The sequence below is a fragment of the Rhizobium sp. BT04 genome (assembly GCF_030053135.1).
GTDB lineage: Bacteria > Pseudomonadota > Alphaproteobacteria > Rhizobiales > Rhizobiaceae > Rhizobium > Rhizobium binxianense.
On sequence record NZ_CP125648.1, the window covers coordinates 1 to 16,784 of the forward strand.

Sequence of the window (16,784 nt, forward strand, 5' to 3'; positions counted from 1 at the left end):
ATGTCAAGCAAGGGCAGACAACTCAATCTGAACCTGTTCATCTATCCGGGCGGCCATCACGAAGCCGGTTGGCGCTACAAGGACTCTTCGCCGGAGCGGATCCTCGACATCAAATATTACCAGGCGCTCGCGCAGCGCGCGGAAGCCGCGAAGTTCGACGCGCTGTTCTTCGCCGACGGCCCGGCGCTTACGGAAAACATCCGCTATGCGAGCCGGCCGCGGCTGGAGCCGCTCACATGGATTTCGGCAATGGCCGCCGTCACCGAGCGGATAGGCTTCATTGCAACCGCCTCGACGACCTATAACCAGCCCTATAATTTCGCGCGTTTCTTCGCCTCGATCGATCACCTGAGCAACGGGCGCGCCGGCTGGAATATCGTGACGACAGGGGATGCCGGTGCCGCGCAGAATTTCGGCCTCGACCAGCATCCGACCCATGCCGATCGCTATGACCGGGCAGGCGAATTCGTCGACGTGGTCACCAAGCTCTGGGACAGTTGGGAGGACGACGCACTTGTCGGCGACAGGCAATCCGGTATCTTCGCCGACGACCAGAAGATCCATCCGATCAATCACATCGGCAAATACCACCGGGTGCGCGGACCGCTGACCTTGCCCCGCTCGCCGCAGGGCCGCCCGGTCTATGTGCAGGCCGGCTCCTCCGAAGACGGGAAATCCTTCGCCAGCCGCTACGCCGAGGCGATCTTCACCGCGCATCAGACGATCGCAAACGCGCAGGAGTTTTACAGCGACATCAAGGCACGCGTCAAAGCCGTCGGCCGCAATCCCGACCAGGTGAAGGTGCTGCCTGGTATCAGTCCCTTCATCGGTTCAACGGAAGCCGAGGCAAAGGCGCTGTATGACGAATTCAACGAGTTGATCCAGCCGGAATATTCACTGGACCAACTCCGCCGCCTTCTCGGGATCGATCTTTCCGGCCATGATCTCGACGGCCCGTTCCCGCGCGAGCTGATCAGGATCGAAGGAGAAGTCGGCGTCAGCAGCCGCTTCCATGTCGTCCTCGACATTGTCGACAGGGAGAAGCCGACGATCCGCCAGCTTCTGCATCGCCTCGCCGGCGCGCGCGGCCACTGGGTGGAAAAAGGCACGCCCGAGCAGATCGCCGACAAGATCCAGCTCTGGTTCGAGAACGGCGCCGCCGACGGCTTCAACATCATGCCGCCCTACCTCACAGGCGGCTTCGATATCTTCGTCGACGAGGTCGTGCCGATCCTGCGCAAACGCGGTCTCTTTCGTCTCGACTACGAGGGAACGACACTGCGCGAGCATTTCGGTCTCGACCGGCCCGAGAGCCAATATAGCCTGGCGCAAAGCGCCATTGCTTGAGGGACGAAAGACATCAGGGGCGGCTCTTGGGCGGCCCCTTTTGCTTGATGCGGTAAACTCGGCTCGTCTTGCAATCCAGATGAAATCTAGTATATTTCTTACCGGATGTAGTATGGTGATTTCGATGAGAATGTCCTTCATGACCAGCGCCTCCTTTAACCAGAACCCCAGCAAGGCGAAAAGGGAAGCGAGCGAACGGCCGCTGGTGATCACCGATCACGGCGAGGCGACCTATGTTCTCGTCAGCTATGCGGAATTCCAGGCGAATTGGAAAGCGCCGAAGACGCTCTTCGAAGCGCTGCGCGATCCCCAAGCTGATGAAAAGGAATTCGAGCCGGCACGGCTGGACTTCGATAGCAGGACCGTCGAATTCTGATGGCATTCCTGCTTGATACGAATGTCATTTCCGCCGCGCGAAGGGTCGAGCGGCAGGCGCAGGAATTCCAGGACTTCATGACGGAGTTTTCCGTTGCCGATGCCTATCTCTCGGCGATCACGATCATGGAAATACAGTTCGGCATCCAGCGCGAGCGGTCAAGAGATCCTGGTTTCGCCAAGGATCTCCACCGCTGGATGGATGAGATCGTGCTTACCGAATTCGCCGAGCGCATCCTGCCTTTCGATACCGCAACGGCAAGCCGGGCTGGCCTGCTGCCGACCGCCGACAAACGCCCCTCCGCCGATGCGATGATCGCCGCCACCGCGCTGGAACATGGGCTGAAACTGGTCACGCGCAATGTCGCGCATTTCATCCCGCTCGGGGTCGAATGCATCGATCCCTGGCGCTTCGCCGGCGTGCAAACCTAAGCGCCAGCAGGGAAGAACCGGTTCTCCGGCCGCGGCAATCCGAGATGCTCGCGCAGCGTCGTGCCCTCGTATTCTCTGCGGAAGAGGCCTCGGCGCTGCAGCTCGGGAACCAGCCGTTCGGTCACGTCGGTGAGGCCCTGCGGCAGATAGGGGAAGACGACGTTGAAACCATCAGAACCTTCCTCATCCAGCCAGCGTTCCATCTCGTCAGCGATATTTGCCGGCGTGCCGACGAAGGCAAGGCCGGCATAGCCGCCGTAGCGCTGCGCCAGCTGGCGCACCGTCAGATTTTCCTCCGCCGCAAGCTTCAGCACTTGGGCGCGGCCGGTCTTGCTGGCATTGGTGTCGGGAATGTCCGATGGCAGCGGCGCGTCGGGATCGAAGCCGGAAGCGTCATGGCCGAGCGCGATCGAAAGCGAGGCGATGGCACTGTCGTAATGCACCAGGCTGTCGAGGGTGGCGCGTTTGGCGCGGGCCTCCTCGAGACTGTCGCCGACGATGACGAAGGCGGCGGGCAGGATCTTCAGATGGTCGCGGTTACGGCCGATCGCTTCCATGCGGCCCTTGATATCGGCATAGAGCGCCTTGCCGGCGGCAAGATCGCGCGGCGAACAGAAGACCATCTCGGCGGTTTCCGCGGCCAGCTGGCGGCCGGGGTCCGACTGGCCAGCCTGGACGATCACGGGCCAGCCCTGCGGCGGGCGGGCGATGTTGAGCGGCCCGCGCACGCTGAGTTCTTCGCCCTTGTGGCTGAGCACATGCATCTTCTCCGGATCGAAGAACAGGCCGCTCTCGCGGTCGCGGATGAAGGCATCGTCGGCGAAGCTGTCCCAAAGCCCGGTCACGACATCATAGAATTCCCGGGCGCGATGATAACGCTCGCCATGCTCCACATGTTCGTCCAGCCCGAAATTGAGAGCTGCGTCCGGGTTCGATGTCGTGACGATGTTCCAGCCGGCGCGGCCGCCGCTGATATGGTCGAGCGAGGCGAAACGCCTTGCGATGTGATAGGGCTCATCGAATGTTGTGGAGGCGGTGGCGACGAGGCCGATGCGCTGCGTCACCGCCGCCAGCGCCGACAGCAGCGTGAAAGGCTCGAAAGAAGTGACGGTGTGGCTGCGCCTGAGCGCCTCGACCGGCATATTGAGCACGGCGAGGTGATCGGCCATGAAGAAGGCGTCGAATTTCGCCCGTTCCAGCGCCTGCGCGAACGACTTCAGATGTGCGAAATTGAAATTGGCGTCGGGGTAGGAACCGGGATAGCGCCACGCGCCGGTATGCAGGCTAACGGGACGCATGAAGGCGCCGAGGCGCAACTGCCGTGAACGTGTCATGATTTCCTCATGGATCGGGCAAGGCGGCCGCCTGCTCCGCATTGGGCGTTCTGTCTGGGACCGCTGCGACGACGCATCGGATAGCGGTTACGTAGGAACTCGACGAATTCAAATCGAGGCCGGCTCCGCTAATTTCCGGTCGCGATTTCGGCGCTTTTCCGGCCACATTTTCGCGGAACCGCTGGACTGAGACACTAATCGCGGCAGCCAGAAGCCGATAAGCAAACACTTTTCATTTTCGACCACATCTATAGAATTTGTACTCTTATCTCGGCGCTCGATTTCTTTCACCGATAGCATCGTCAGAAGTGGAGACATCGATGAACACCGTGCTTAGGCAAGCAGACCAGATCCGGCCCGTGGCCCCACGTATCGGCAGCGACGAGGAAGCGATCGCAACCGCCCGCAGGCTGGCGGCGCAATTTGCCGCGCGCGCCGCCGAGCGCGATGCCGACCGGATCCTGCCGTTCGCCGAACTCGATCTTCTCGCGCAGTCCGGCCTGCTGGCGATCACCGTGCCCTCACAATATGGCGGGCTCGATGTTTCGAACGCAGTACTGGCCGAAATCACTGCGATCCTGTCGGAGGCGGATGGTTCGATCGGTCAGATTCCGCAGAACCATTTCTATATTCTTGAAGCTCTCAGGACCGACGGCAGCGAAGAGCAGCAACGCTATTTCTTCGGCCGCGTGCTCGCCGGCGACCGTTTCGGCAATGCGCTATCCGAGCGCGGCACGAAGACGGTCGGGCACTACAACACGCGCATCACCCGCGATGGTCCGGGTTACCGGATCAACGGCCGCAAATTCTATTCCACAGGCGTCCTCTTCGCCGACTGGATCACCATCTTCGCGCTCGATCCGGAGGATCGGCTGACCATGGCCTTCGTGCCGAAGGGCACCGAAGGCGTCGAGATTGTCGACGACTGGGACGGCTTCGGCCAGCGCACCACCGGCAGCGGCACGACCATCCTCGACAACGTCTATGTCAGCGCCGATTCCGTGGTCTTCCATCACAAGGGCTTCGAGCGGCCGACGACGATCGGCTCGGTCGGCCAGATCATCCATGCCGGCGTCGACCTCGGTATCGCGCGGGCGGCCTTTGCCGAAACGCTTGAGTTCATCAGGACGAAATCGCGCCCCTGGATGGATAGCGGCCTGGACCGCGCCTCCGACGACCCGCTGACGATTGCAAAGGTCGGCCAGATCGCCATTCGGCTGGAAGCCGCAACCGCTCTCGTGGAGCGCGCCGGCCACAAGGTCGATGCCGCGCAGGTCGAGACGACGGAGGAAAAGGTGATCGCGGCCACACTTGCGGTTGCCGCCGCCAAGGTGCTGACCACCGAAGTGGCGCTCGAGGCCTCAAACACGCTCTTCGAGCTTGCCGGGACCTCGTCGGTACAAACAGGCCTCAATCTCGACCGCCACTGGCGCAATGCCCGCACCCATACACTGCACGATCCCGTTCGCTGGAAGTATCATGTCGTCGGCAACTACCATCTGAACGGCGTGACGCCGCCGAAGAACGGCGCGCTCTGAAATTTTCGTTGCTTCAAAATGAAAACCCCACCGCCGACGCCGGCGGTGGGGTTTTGCTTTTGTAAATGACAGTCGCCTCAGCTGTAGAGACTGACCTCCGGTATTCTGTCGTTCAGCACGAATTCGCCGACTTCTCTCGCCTTGTAGAAAACGGGATCGTGCAGCGTATGGGTTCGGACATTGCGCCAGAACCGGTCGAAGCGGTATTTGTCGGCCGTCGAGCGTGCGCCTGTCAACTCGAAGACGCGTGAGGTGATGTCGAGCGAGACGTGGGTGGCGTGCACCTTGGCGGTGTAGGCTTCCGCTGCCGCCTCGCCGCGCTCGCGGGCCGTCACGTCGCGGCCGCGGGCAAGACCCGCCTGCACGGCGGCCGCCGCGCTGTCGGCAAGAGCCGCCGAGGCTTTTAGCGCCGCGGTGAATTCACCGACGCGTTCGAGAATATAGGGATCATCTGCCGCCCGCTCGACACCGGAGGTGATCCACGGCCGGGTTGTCGTGCGGACGTAATCGACGGCGGCCTGTAGCGCACCTTCGGCGGTGCCGAGGTAGAAGTTGACGAAAACAAGCTGGATGAACGGCGTGTTGAAGGTCGAAAGCACCGGCGGTGCTGCGTCCGGTGCGGCTGGCGCGCCGACGAAATCCTCCTCATAGACAGGGAAGTCGCGGAATTCGACACTGCCGCTGTCGGACAGGCGCTGGCCGATATTGTCCCAGTCGTCATTGGCGATATAGCCGGGGCGATTGGTCGGCACGGCGAAGCCGGCGATCTTGTCGTCGAGCGTCGCATTGGCATTGATATAGTCGGAGACCCGCGCCGCCGTGGAGAAGGACTTGCGCCCATTCAGCACATAACCGTTGCCGCGCCGGGTGAGCACCAGCCCGGGATCGCGCGGATTGACGGCCGCACCCCAATAGAGGTTCCTGGCGACGGTATCGCTGCCCAGCGCATGGGCGCGCGCGGGGTCGAGCGCCCAATAGATGTACTGGCTGTTGACATAGTGGTAGCCGAGCAGCTGGCCGATCGAGCTTTCGCCGCGGGCGAGGATACGCACCAGTTTCAGCCCGTCGACCCAGTCGAGGCCGCCGCCGCCGATCTCGGGGGGATGCAGCGCATTGAGCAGCCCGGCATTTTTCAGCTTGATGATCTCGGCAAGCGGCGGGCGGCCTTCGCGGTCGAGGTCTGCGGCGCGCCTGGAAAGGTCGGCAGAGATCTCTTCGGCACGGGCAAAGAGGTCTTCTCGCGTCGGATTGCGGCTCACCGCGAAGACGACATTGGACTGGCTCATGGGCGAAACTCCAATTCTCCAAAAGATGATCCGGCGGAAGCCGAGGCTCCCGCCGGAAGGATCGAGGGTGACCTCCTCAGAAGAGCTTGTCCGGAATCCAGCTCGCGGTTGCCGCATCGCTCGTGCTGAAGGCCGGGATTTTCGCGGCCAGGTCCTCGATCGTCTTGACGCCGGCCGCACGCAGGCTTTCCTGCGTCAGAAGCGTCGGCTTCACGGTGATCTGGTGGGGAACTGTCTGTCCGGCGATTTCGAGGGCTGCGGCGCGGATGGAGACGGCGCCGACGACGGCCGGATTGGTCGCAACGGTCGCGACCCATGGGCTGCCTTCCTCGGTGATCTCCTGAATATCGGCGGTCGAGACGTCAGCCGAATAGATCTTGAGCTTCTTAGCGATGCCGAGGTCGTTGGCTGCGAGCTTCACGCCGCGGGCGAATTCGTCATAGGGGGCGAAGACCACCGAAATTTCGGGATTGGCGGTGAGCGCGGCCTTTGCCTGATCGGCGGTCGAGGTCGCCGTCGTATCGCTGACATTGCCGAAACGGGCCTTTTCGATGACGCCCTTATTCTCCGACTTGAACTTGTCCCAGACCTCGTTGCGGCGGTCGAGCGGCGCAAAACCCGCGACATAGACATAACCGGCTTTGAAGTCTTTGCCGTTGTCCTTCACCACCTGTTCGAGCGCCAGCGAGGCGAGCTCGTGGTCGCTCTGCTCCACCTGCGGGATCTTGGGGTTGTTGAGGTTGACGTCGAAGGCGACGACCTTGATGCCCTTGTCGAGTGCCTGCTGCACGACGTCGCCGAGCGATTCCGGCAGGCCGTGGTCGATGACAATGCCGGAGACGCCGAGATTGATCGCCTGCAGGATCTGCTCGCGCTGCTCGGCGGCGTCCTGCCGTCCGGGGAAGACGCGCAGGTCGATATCCAGCGCCTTGGCCTGGGCTTCAGCCCCCGCCTGGTAGGCCTGAAAGAAGTCACCGGCCGAGATGTAGCTGATCAGAGCCACCTTGACGCCGCCCTTGTCGAAGGGGGCTGGAGCGCCGGACAGGCCGTCGGCTTTTGCGCCTTGAATGAAAATGAACGGAATGACGGCGGCAGACAGTGCGAGCCGTGCGAGGGATTTCATCGTCGCGTTCCTTCTAGCAATCGGAAGCGTCGTCTGACAGGTTGGGGGCCCCGCGACGCATCGGATTATTTAGATATAATCTCTATGTTTTTAGTAGAGTAAATGATCCGATTTTACGGGCTGCAAGAGATTCTTTGTTTCGCGAGGACAGTTTGCGAGGGAAAGGCGTGCCTGGAGTTCGACCGCCCGGACAGGGCACACTCCTGATACGAATGCAGTCCCGGACATGATCGATGCCGCTTCTTCACATTGAAAACATCACCCGCAGTTTCGGGTCGACGCGGGCGCTGGCCGGTGCTGATTTTTCGATGGAGCGCGGCGAGATCGTGGCGCTGATGGGGGCAAATGGCGCCGGTAAATCGACGCTGGTCAAGATCCTTTCCGGCGTGCTTTCGGCCGATGGCGGCACCGTCAGTCTCGAGGGCCGCCCCTTTGCGCCGCGCAGTCCGGCCGAAGCGGCAAAGGCTGGCGTTGTCACCGTACACCAATCGACGGATCTCGTCGGCGCGGCCGGTCTAAGCGTTGCCGATGCCCTGCTACTCAACCGGTTTGCCGATCGCGGCACGCCCTTCTTTATCTCACGCGCCGGCATCCGCCGTGCCGCGCAGGCAATGCTCGATGCCGCCGGCTTCAGCCTGCCGCTCGATCGTGATTTCGGCGAACTCACCAGCGCCGACCGGCAACTGGTGGCGATCGCCCGCGCGCTTGCCAACCGCGCCGATCTCCTCATCCTCGACGAGCCGACGGCGAGCCTTTCCGGAGAGGAGAGCCGCCGCCTCTTCGACATTCTTCTCAGCCTGCGCAAGCGGGGCCTGGCGATCCTCTATATCTCGCACCGCACGGCTGATCTCGAAGCCATCGCCGACCGCGCGCTCGTCATGCGCGGCGGCCGCGTCGTCGGCACATTCGCACGGCCGATCGATTTTTCCACAGCCATCGAGACGATGATCGGTCGCAGACTGGACGCGGCCCGGCCGGATGCGCGGCCGGCGGCCGGTCCGGCGATTTTCGAGATGCGCGATATCAGCCTGCTTCCTAAAGCTGCGCCCTTCGATCTGTCCCTGCATCAGGGCGAGGTGGTTGCGGTGACCGGCGTGCTCGGCGCCGGCAAGAGCCGGCTGCTCCAGGCGATCTTCGGGGTGACGGCGCTTAGCCGTGGTGCGATGTTCCTCGACGGCCGGCCTTACCGGCCGAAAAGCCCTGGTGAAGCGATCGCCGCGGGTGTCGCCATGGCGGCCGAGGACCGTCATCGTTCCTCGCTGATGCCGCCGGCGTGGCCCGGCCATTCGCTATCGGCGACGATCAGCCTGCCGCATCTCGGCAAATGGTATCCGCGTGGGTTTCTCGTTGGCGGCCGCGAGCGACGCGAGGCCGAGCAGGCGATCGCCCGTCTCGGCATCAAGGCCGCCGGTCCGCTCGCCTCGGTCTGGTCGCTGTCCGGCGGCAACCAGCAGAAGGCGGTGATCGCGCGCTGGGAAGCGGAGCCGAGCCGGCTGCTGCTGCTCGACGAACCTTTCCAGGGGGTCGATGTCGGCGCCCGTCATGACATCATCCGGGCAATCCGCGCCCGCACCGACCGGGCGACGCTAATTGCGACCTCTGATCCGGAGGAGGCCTATGAAGTGGCCGACCGCATTCTCGTCATCGACCACCACGTGTTGAGGCCCGCGGCAGACGGAGCCGCTCTTACCTCCGCAATCCAGGGAATATCCGCATGACGACGATCGACGACGACACGCTTCCACAGGCAAGCGGCCGGGCAAAGGCATCGCCGCAATCGGGCAGCAGCCGTCTCGCCGCCCTCGGAGCGTTCCTCCGGGCAGGCGCGGTGTTCATCCTGCTGGCGGCTCTCGTCGTCGGCTTCACCATCGCCGAGCCCGCCTTCATCAATATCGCCAATCTGATGAGCATCCTGCAGGCGGTGTCCGTCGTCGCTATTCTCGGCGCCGGCGTCACCGTGACGCTTGCCGTCGGCGGTTTCGACCTGTCGATCGGTGCGGTCGCCGCATCGAGCGTGATGGCGGCGAGTTATGCGATGATCGTCTGGCGCCTCGATGCCTATGCGACGGTGCCGCTGGTGCTCGCCTTCGGTGCCCTGGTCGGCCTCGTCAATGCCTTCTTGATCGTGCGCCTAAAGGTGCCGGATCTCCTGGCGACGCTGGCGATGATGTTCCTGCTCTCCGGCCTGCAGCTGATACCCACAGCAGGCCGGTCGATCTCGGCGGGCCTCACCCTACCGGACGGATCGAAGGCGACCGGCGCCTACGACCCGACCTTTCTGCTGATCGGCCGCTACAGCATCTTTGGCACCCTGCCGGTTGCCGTGGTGCTGATGGCGGTGGTCGCCGTCGCGCTCTTCATTCTCACCGAGCGCACTCGCATCGGCCGGTTGCTGTTTGCGACCGGCGGCAACGAGGTCGCGACCCGGCTTGCCGGCGCCTCCACCGTCAGGCTGAAGACGCTTGCCTATGTGCTCTCGGGCACCCTGGCCTCGCTCGGCGGCATCGTCATCGCCGCTCGCGTCGGGCGTGGCGATGTCTCCTCCGGCGGCTCGCTGCTGATGGATTCGGTCGCCGCCGCGTTGATCGGTTTTGCCGTCCTCAATCTCAGGCGTCCAAACGTGCTCGGCACCATTGCCGGCGCCGTCTTCGTCGGCGTGCTGCTGAACGGCCTCACCATGCTGAACGCTCCTTATTACACCCAGGATTTCGTCAAGGGCGCCGTGCTTGTCGGAGCCTTGGCGCTGACCTACGGCCTCGGCCGCAGCAATCCCTAATTCCAAGGAAGAAAGACATGACCCGCGAAATCAGGCTGAACGCCTTCGACATGAATTGCGTCGGACACCAGTCGCCGGGGCTCTGGCGCCATCCGCGCGACAAATCCTGGACCTACAAGGATCTTGACTACTGGGTGCATCTGGCAAAGACGCTGGAGCGCGGCAAGTTCGACGGGCTGTTCATCGCCGACGTGCTCGGCGTCTACGACGTGCTGAACGGCAATGTCGATGCCGCACTTCGCCATTCGGCGCAGGTGCCGGTCAACGACCCGCTGCAGCTCATCCCGACCATGTCTTATGAGACCGAGCATCTCGGCTTCGGCCTGACGGCATCGCTCTCCTTCGAACATCCCTACACCTTCGCCCGCCGCATCTCGACGCTCGACCATCTCACGAAAGGCCGCGTCGGCTGGAATATCGTCACCTCCTATCTCAACAGCGGCGCGCTCAATATCGGTCAGCCGGCGCAGACCAAGCATGACGATCGCTACGATCTCGCCGAGGAATATCTCGAGGTCTGCTACAAGCTCTGGGAGGGAAGCTGGGAGGACGGCGCCGTCGTCCGCGACCGCGAAACCGGCATCTTCACCCATCCCGACAAGGTCCATCCGATCCGCCATTCCGGCAAGCACTTCAATGTGCCCGGCATTCACTTGAGCGAACCGTCGCCGCAACGTACCCCGGTGCTCTACCAGGCCGGCGCCTCCAGCCGCGGCAAGGACTTCGCCGGCGCCCATGCCGAATGCATCTTCGTCGCCTCCCCGTCGAAAGCCGTACTGAAGCGTTACGTCGCCAATGTCCGCGAGGCGGCCGAACGGGTCGGCCGCAACCCGCGCGAAATCCTCGCCTTCAACCTGCAAACCGTGGTTCTCGGCGAGACCGATGCGGAAGCGCAGCGGAAATTCAACGAATACCGCAAATACGCCTCCTTCGAAGGGGCGCTGACGCTGATCTCCGGCTGGACCGGCATCGATTTCGGCCAGTTCGGGCCGGACGAAGTGCTGCGGCACCGCCATACCAATGCGGTGCAATCGGCTGTCGAGACCTTCACCACCATCGATCCCACCAAGGAATGGACGGTGCGCGAAATGGCCGACTGGGTCGGCGTCGGCGGTTTCGGCCCGGTTTTCGTCGGCTCGCCGCAGACGGTCGCCGATCTGATGCAGGAATGGGTCGAGGACACCGACGTCGACGGCTTCAATCTCGCCTATGCCGTGACGCCCGAGAGTTTCGAGGATGCGGTCGATCTGCTGGTGCCGGAACTGCAGAAGCGTGGCGTCTACAAGACGGACTATGCCAGGGGAACGCTGCGGGAAAAGCTTGGGGGCGCCGGACCGCGGCTTGCCGCGCCGCATCCGGGTGCGGCCTATCGTAATCTCTTCAAAGAGCCCGCACGTTTTGCGGCCAGTGGTTGAGGGAATAATGACCGGTGACAAAAAATGTCTCGCGGTGTCCGCGGTTTAGAATTTAACCTCTATGACAATCGGCGTTTCGCCCTGAATATGGGCGCTCGATATTTCATCGATCAGGAGGGGTCATGACCGTACCATCTATCTCGCGGCGCACACTGATGAAGGGCACGGCCCTGTTCCTCGCTTCGACGGCGCTCGCCCGCCAGGCGCTGGCGCAGACCGCTCCCGCCGGTGGCCGGCTGATCGTTGCGGCCGATTCCGAGCCGAAGAACCTCAATCCTGCGATCGTCGCCTCGAACGGCGTCTTCTTCATCGCCAGCAAGGTGATCGAGCCACTCGCCGAAGCGTCGTTCGACGGCAAGGACGGACTTTCGCCGCGACTTGCCACCTCCTGGGAGGGCTCGGCCGACGGTCTTTCCGTCACCTTCAAGCTGCGCGACGGCGTCACCTGGCACGACGGCAAGCCGTTTACCTCAGTCGATGTCGCCTTCTCCGCGCTCAAGATCTGGAAGCCGTTGCAGAATCTCGGCCGCCTGGTCTTTGCCAATCTCGAAGCCGTCGATACGCCGGATGATTACACTGCCATTTTCCGTTTCTCCAAGCCGACGCCGTTCCAGCTGATCCGCAACGCGCTGCCTGTTGTAACAAGCGTCGTTGCCAAGCATATTTTCGACGGCACCGATATCGCCACCAATCCGGCCAACAATACGCTCGTCGGCACCGGCCCGTTCAAGTTCGCCGAACACAAGCCCGGCGAATATTACCGGCTGACGCGCAATGAAAATTATTGGGACAAGGACCAGCCGAAACTCGATGAGATCGTCTTCCGCGTGCTGCCCGATCGCGGGTCGGCAGGTTCGGCGCTCGAAGCCGAGGAAATCCAGCTTGCCGCCTTCTCGGCGGTGCCGCTCGCCGATCTCGACCGCATCTCGAAGGTCGCCGGCATCAAGGTGATTTCGAAGGGCTACGAGGCCCTGACCTATCAGCTCGTCGTCGAGATCAATCACCGCCGCAAGGAACTGGCCGATCTGAAAGTCCGTCAGGCGATCGCGCATGCGATCGACAAGAAATTCGTGGTTGACACGATCTTCCTCGGTTACGCCGCTGCCTCCACCGGCCCGGTGCCGAAGAATGCGCCGGAGTTCTATACACCGGATGTCGCGACCTATGACTTCAACCCCGCCGCTGCCAACGAAATCCTTGACAAGGCCGGGTACAAGCAAGGGCCGGATGGCAACCGCTTTACGCTGAAACTTCGCCCCGCGCCCTATTTCAACGAGACCCGCCAGTTCGGCGACTACCTTCGCCAGGCGCTCGCCAAGATCGGCATCGATGCGGAAATCGTCAATGCCGATGCCGCCGCGCACCAGAAAGCTGTTTATACCGACCACGACTTCGATCTCGCCGTTGGTCCGCCGGTCTTCCGCGGCGATCCGGCGATCTCCACCACCATTCTCGTCCGGTCCGGCACGCCCGATGGCGTGCCCTTCTCCAACCAGGGCGGTTATGTCAATCCGGAGCTCGACAAGATCATCCAGCAGGCTTCCGAAACCGTCGACACGGCGGCGCGCACCGATCTCTACCGCAAGTTCCAGCAGCTCGTCGTCGCCGATCTGCCGCTGATCAACGTTGCGGAATGGGGCTTCATCACCGTCGCGCGCGACACCGTGCTCAACGTCTCGAACAATCCGCGCTGGGCCGTCTCGAACTGGGGCGATACCGCGCTGCAATCGTGATAGAATCGGCGGCAATTCTCTTCCAGAGGCCCTGTCCGGCGTGAAACGAGCCATCATCCTCCTGAGGCGCAGGGCGATCAGCAGCATTCCGGTGCTGCTGATCGTGGTGATCTTCACCTTCTTCCTGCTTGAATCGGCCTCGGGCGATGCCGTCGACGCCTATCTGGGCTCGATCGGCGGCGGCGATGCGGCCCTGGTCCAGTCGCTGCGCGAGAGCTACGGCCTCGACCGGTCCATGCTCGCCCGCCTATGGCTCTATCTTTCATCGCTGGCACGCCTCGATCTCGGCTGGTCGGTCGCCTTCAACAGGCCGGTCGGCGCGCTCATCACAGAACGCCTGCCCAACACGCTGCTGCTGATGGGCAGCGCGACGGCGCTTTCCTTCGGCCTCGGCGCGGCGCTCGGCATCCTTGCCGGGGCGCGGCCGGGAAGCTTGCGCGACCGATTGCTGTCGATCGGTTCGCTGATCGTCTATGCCATCCCGAGTTTCTGGCTCGGCCTGGTTCTGAGCATCGCTTTCTCGGTGAAGCTGCGTTGGTTTCCGATCGCCGGCATTGAAACGATCGCCTCCGGTAAGACGGGATTTGCCCGCGCGCTCGATATTGCGGATCATCTGGTTCTGCCGGTCGGCGCGCTTGCCCTGATCTATCTCGCCTTGTTCCTGCGGGTGATGCGCAGCGGCATGGCGGAGGCCTGGAAGCTCGATTTCGTGCTCTTCGCCCGCGCCAAAGGCCTGGCGCGCAGCCGGATCGTGCTGCGCCATGTGGCGCGCAATGCGCTGCTGCCGCTCGTCACCATGCTCGGGCTGCAATCGGCGGCGATGCTGGGCGGCAGCGTGGTGATCGAGAGCGTCTTTGCGATCCCGGGTTTCGGGCGGCTGGCACAGGAAGCTGTCAATGGCCGCGATGCGCCGCTGCTGATGGGCATCGTCGTCACCAGCGCCGTTCTCGTCATCTCGGTCAATTTCCTCGTCGATCTCGTCTATGCCGCGCTCGACCCGCGCATCGGCGCGTCGGAGGGCGGCATATGAGCTGGCTGCGGCGCCTGCTGCGCACACCGGAAGGTGCGGCCGGACTTGCGATCCTTCTCGTCCTGATGTCGGCAGGGCTGCTCGCTCCCGTCGTTTCGCCGGGCGATCCGCTGAGAATTGCCGGCCACGCCCTGCTGGCGCCGTTCACAGATCCGGCTTTTCCGCTCGGCACCGACCGTCTCGGCCGCGACATCCTGGCGGGGGTGCTCTACGGCGCCAGAACCTCGCTTGCCGTCGGCCTGACGGCGGCGTTTTCGGCCATGGTGCTCGGCGTCTTCGTCGGCATGGCGGCCGGTTTTGCCGGCGGGCTCGTCGACGAGGCGCTGATGCGGGTGGTTGACGCCTTCCAGATCGTGCCAGCTTTTTTGCTCGCCCTTGCTTTCGTCAGCACGATCGGGGTGTCGACGCCGGTTGTCGTCCTAGCCATCGCGCTCGGCGCCTGGGCCGATCCGGCGCGGCTGACGCGGGCGCAGGTGCTGTCGATCCGCGAACAGGATTATGTTGCCTCGGCAAGGGTGATCGGCATGCATCCGGCCGAGATCGCCTTCCGGGAAATCCTGCCGAATGCGCTGCCGCCGGTGCTGGCGCTTTCCGCCACCATCGTCGCCGGTGCTGTTCTCACCGAGGCAGCGCTGTCCTTCCTTGGCCTCGGCAATCCCAATATCGCCACCTGGGGTTCGATGATTGCCGAGGGCCGCAGCGTGCTGCGTTCGGCATCCTATCTCTCGGTCATACCGGGCGCGGCGCTCGCCGTGACCGTGCTCGGCGTTCATCTCTTCAGCGAGGGTCTCGGCAAGGCGCTTGGCAATGACGGCGCGAGGGCGGCATGAGCGGCATTTTCTTGAGCCTGCGGCAACTTTCGGTCAACTATGACAGGAACGGCCTCGCCGCGCTGGCCGGCGTCGATCTCGATATCGTCGCCGGCGAAAGGCTGGCGATCATCGGTGAAAGCGGCTCCGGCAAGAGCACGCTCGCCCGCGCCCTTGCCGGCCTGCTGCCTGACGGAGCGACGGTCGATGGCGAGATGCTCTGGCCCGGGCTTGGCCATCTGCCCCGGCCGGGCCGCGATTTCGGCTTCGTCTTCCAGGATCCGGGCTCCAGCCTCAATCCCGTCCTGACGATCGGCGAGCAGGTTGCCGAGGGTGCCAGGCGTCATCTCGGTCTCAGCTGGAAACAGGCCTATATCAGGGCTGAGGAATTGCTCGAACGGGTTCGGATACCGCAGCCTGACAAGGTGATGCAGGCATTTCCGCACCAGCTTTCCGGCGGTCAGCGCCAGCGCGTGGCGATCGCCGCGGCGATTGCTGCGAAACCTCAGTTGCTGATAGCCGACGAGGCGACCAGCGCGCTCGACGTCGTGGTCCAGGCCGAGATCGTCCGCCTGCTCGACGGGCTGGTACGTGAGGATGGCATGACGCTGCTTTTCATCACCCACGACATTGCGCTTGCCTCAGGCTTCGTCGACCGCATCGCCGTCTTTCGCAATGCAAGGCTGGTCGAGGCCGGCCCTGTCCGTTCGGTGCTTTCCGCGCCCAAGAGCGATTATACCGCCGCCCTGATCGCCAGCCATCGCGACCTCGCGACGCCGCCGCTGATCGCGGAGGCGCTGCCATGAACGATGTGCTACTTTCCGTCGAAAACCTGTCGAAAGGGTTTTCTTTTGCAGGCCGCCGGGTCGCTGCCCTCGACAATGTCTCGCTGACGATCGCGGCCGGGGAAACACTCGGCCTCGTCGGCGCCTCCGGCAGCGGAAAATCGACGCTGTCGCGCATCCTGCTGCGGCTTGTCGGCGCCGATGCCGGTTCGGTCCGCTTCGAGGGAGCGGATTGGCTTGCTCTGGCCGGCGCGGCCCTCCGTCGCCGGCGGGCGCGCATGCAGATGGTGTTCCAGGACCCGCTCGCCGCCTTCAATCCGCTGGCGAGCGTTGGCGCCGTGCTCGACGATCCACTTCGCCTTCACGGCGTCGTCGCGAAAGACCGCCGCCGCGACGAGATCGCCATGCTGCTCGAACGTGTCGGCCTGCCCGCCGACTATGCCGGCCGGCCGGTCCGTGCGCTCTCCGGCGGCCAGCGGCAGCGTGTGGCGATCGCCCGGGCGATTGCCACACGGCCCTCGCTATTGGTGCTCGACGAAGCGGTCTCGGCGCTCGATGTGACCGTACGCGGCAGGATTCTCGAACTCCTGGTCGGTCTGCAGAAAGAACAGGGTATTGCCTGTCTGTTCATTTCGCACGATCTTGCCGTGGTCCGCGCCGTTTCCCACCGCATCGCCATCATGGATGGCGGGCGGATCGTCGAGACCGGTCCGGCAGCGGCGCTCGTTGCCGCGCCGCAATCCGATGCCGCCCGTGTGCTCGTTGCCGCCGTCCCCCGTCTCGTGACCGATCCCTGCTGAA

At 63.5% G+C, this 16,784-nt stretch carries 15 protein-coding genes; 12 read left to right on the forward strand and 3 right to left on the reverse strand.

Annotation, left to right across the window (positions count from 1 at the left end; genetic code table 11):
- The 3 genes from QMO82_RS01315 (at position 1) to QMO82_RS01325 (ending at position 2,154) form a co-directional block, all read left to right on the forward strand.
- Entirely contained in the window at positions 1–1,347 is a 1,347-nt protein-coding gene (locus QMO82_RS01315) for an LLM class flavin-dependent oxidoreductase (RefSeq protein ID WP_183610220.1), read from the forward strand.
- Positions 1,348–1,486: 139 nt separating this feature from the next.
- Entirely contained in the window at positions 1,487–1,723 is a 237-nt protein-coding gene (locus tag QMO82_RS01320) for a type II toxin-antitoxin system Phd/YefM family antitoxin (protein ID WP_246718404.1), read from the forward strand.
- A complete protein-coding gene (locus QMO82_RS01325; RefSeq protein ID WP_183610218.1) occupies positions 1,723–2,154 on the forward strand; it encodes a type II toxin-antitoxin system VapC family toxin in 432 nt (143 codons plus the stop codon). The genes QMO82_RS01320 and QMO82_RS01325 overlap by 1 nt, the downstream gene beginning before the upstream one ends.
- Here the strand turns inward: QMO82_RS01325 and QMO82_RS01330 are convergent.
- Positions 2,151–3,488 carry an LLM class flavin-dependent oxidoreductase gene (locus tag QMO82_RS01330; protein ID WP_183610217.1) on the reverse strand — a complete coding sequence of 446 codons (1,338 nt, stop codon included), beginning with the start codon at positions 3,486–3,488 and terminating at the stop codon, positions 2,151–2,153. The two genes, QMO82_RS01325 and QMO82_RS01330, sit on opposite strands and share 4 nt — an antisense overlap.
- A 320-nt stretch (positions 3,489–3,808) precedes the next feature.
- On the opposite strand from QMO82_RS01330, the gene QMO82_RS01335 reads away from it, so the two are divergent.
- A complete protein-coding gene (locus tag QMO82_RS01335) occupies positions 3,809–5,026 on the forward strand; it encodes an SfnB family sulfur acquisition oxidoreductase (protein WP_183610216.1) in 1,218 nt (405 codons plus the stop codon).
- A 77-nt stretch (positions 5,027–5,103) separates the two neighbouring features.
- Here the strand turns inward: QMO82_RS01335 and QMO82_RS01340 are convergent, their stop codons facing one another.
- Together QMO82_RS01340 and QMO82_RS01345 are read right to left on the reverse strand one after the other, a co-directional pair.
- The gene (locus tag QMO82_RS01340; protein WP_183610215.1) at positions 5,104–6,312 is read right to left on the reverse strand and encodes an acyl-CoA dehydrogenase family protein; all 1,209 of its coding nucleotides are present in this window, start codon (positions 6,310–6,312) and stop codon (positions 5,104–5,106) included.
- 76 nt (positions 6,313–6,388) lie between these two features.
- Positions 6,389–7,435, reverse strand: a complete 1,047-nt coding sequence (locus QMO82_RS01345) for a substrate-binding domain-containing protein (protein ID WP_183610214.1) — start codon at positions 7,433–7,435, stop codon at positions 6,389–6,391.
- Between the two features lie 233 nt (positions 7,436–7,668).
- On the opposite strand from QMO82_RS01345, the gene QMO82_RS01350 reads away from it, so the two are divergent.
- From QMO82_RS01350 to QMO82_RS01385, 8 genes are all read left to right on the forward strand, one after another.
- A complete protein-coding gene (locus tag QMO82_RS01350; protein ID WP_183610213.1) occupies positions 7,669–9,153 on the forward strand; it encodes a sugar ABC transporter ATP-binding protein in 1,485 nt (494 codons plus the stop codon).
- Positions 9,150–10,211: an ABC transporter permease gene (locus QMO82_RS01355; protein WP_183610212.1), complete on the forward strand. Its 1,062-nt coding sequence runs from the start codon at positions 9,150–9,152 to the stop codon at positions 10,209–10,211. Before QMO82_RS01350 ends, QMO82_RS01355 begins: the two co-directional genes overlap by 4 nt.
- Before the next feature lie 17 nt (positions 10,212–10,228).
- Positions 10,229–11,626 carry an LLM class flavin-dependent oxidoreductase gene (locus QMO82_RS01360; RefSeq protein WP_183610211.1) on the forward strand — a complete coding sequence of 466 codons (1,398 nt, stop codon included), beginning with the start codon at positions 10,229–10,231 and terminating at the stop codon, positions 11,624–11,626.
- A gap of 122 nt (positions 11,627–11,748) precedes the next feature.
- Positions 11,749–13,359, forward strand: coding sequence for an ABC transporter substrate-binding protein (locus tag QMO82_RS01365; RefSeq protein ID WP_183610210.1), 1,611 nt, complete (start codon positions 11,749–11,751; stop codon positions 13,357–13,359).
- A gap of 40 nt (positions 13,360–13,399) precedes the next feature.
- The gene (locus tag QMO82_RS01370) at positions 13,400–14,389 is read left to right on the forward strand and encodes an ABC transporter permease (protein ID WP_183610209.1); all 990 of its coding nucleotides are present in this window, start codon (positions 13,400–13,402) and stop codon (positions 14,387–14,389) included.
- On the forward strand, positions 14,386–15,219 hold the full coding sequence (locus QMO82_RS01375) for an ABC transporter permease (protein ID WP_183610208.1): 834 nt from the start codon (positions 14,386–14,388) through the stop codon (positions 15,217–15,219). The genes QMO82_RS01370 and QMO82_RS01375 overlap by 4 nt, the downstream gene beginning before the upstream one ends.
- The gene (locus QMO82_RS01380) at positions 15,216–16,004 is read left to right on the forward strand and encodes an ABC transporter ATP-binding protein (RefSeq protein ID WP_183610207.1); all 789 of its coding nucleotides are present in this window, start codon (positions 15,216–15,218) and stop codon (positions 16,002–16,004) included. The genes QMO82_RS01375 and QMO82_RS01380 overlap by 4 nt, the downstream gene beginning before the upstream one ends.
- Positions 16,001–16,783, forward strand: coding sequence for an ABC transporter ATP-binding protein (locus QMO82_RS01385; RefSeq protein WP_183610206.1), 783 nt, complete (start codon positions 16,001–16,003; stop codon positions 16,781–16,783). The genes QMO82_RS01380 and QMO82_RS01385 overlap by 4 nt, the downstream gene beginning before the upstream one ends.
- Position 16,784 lies beyond the last annotated feature (1 nt).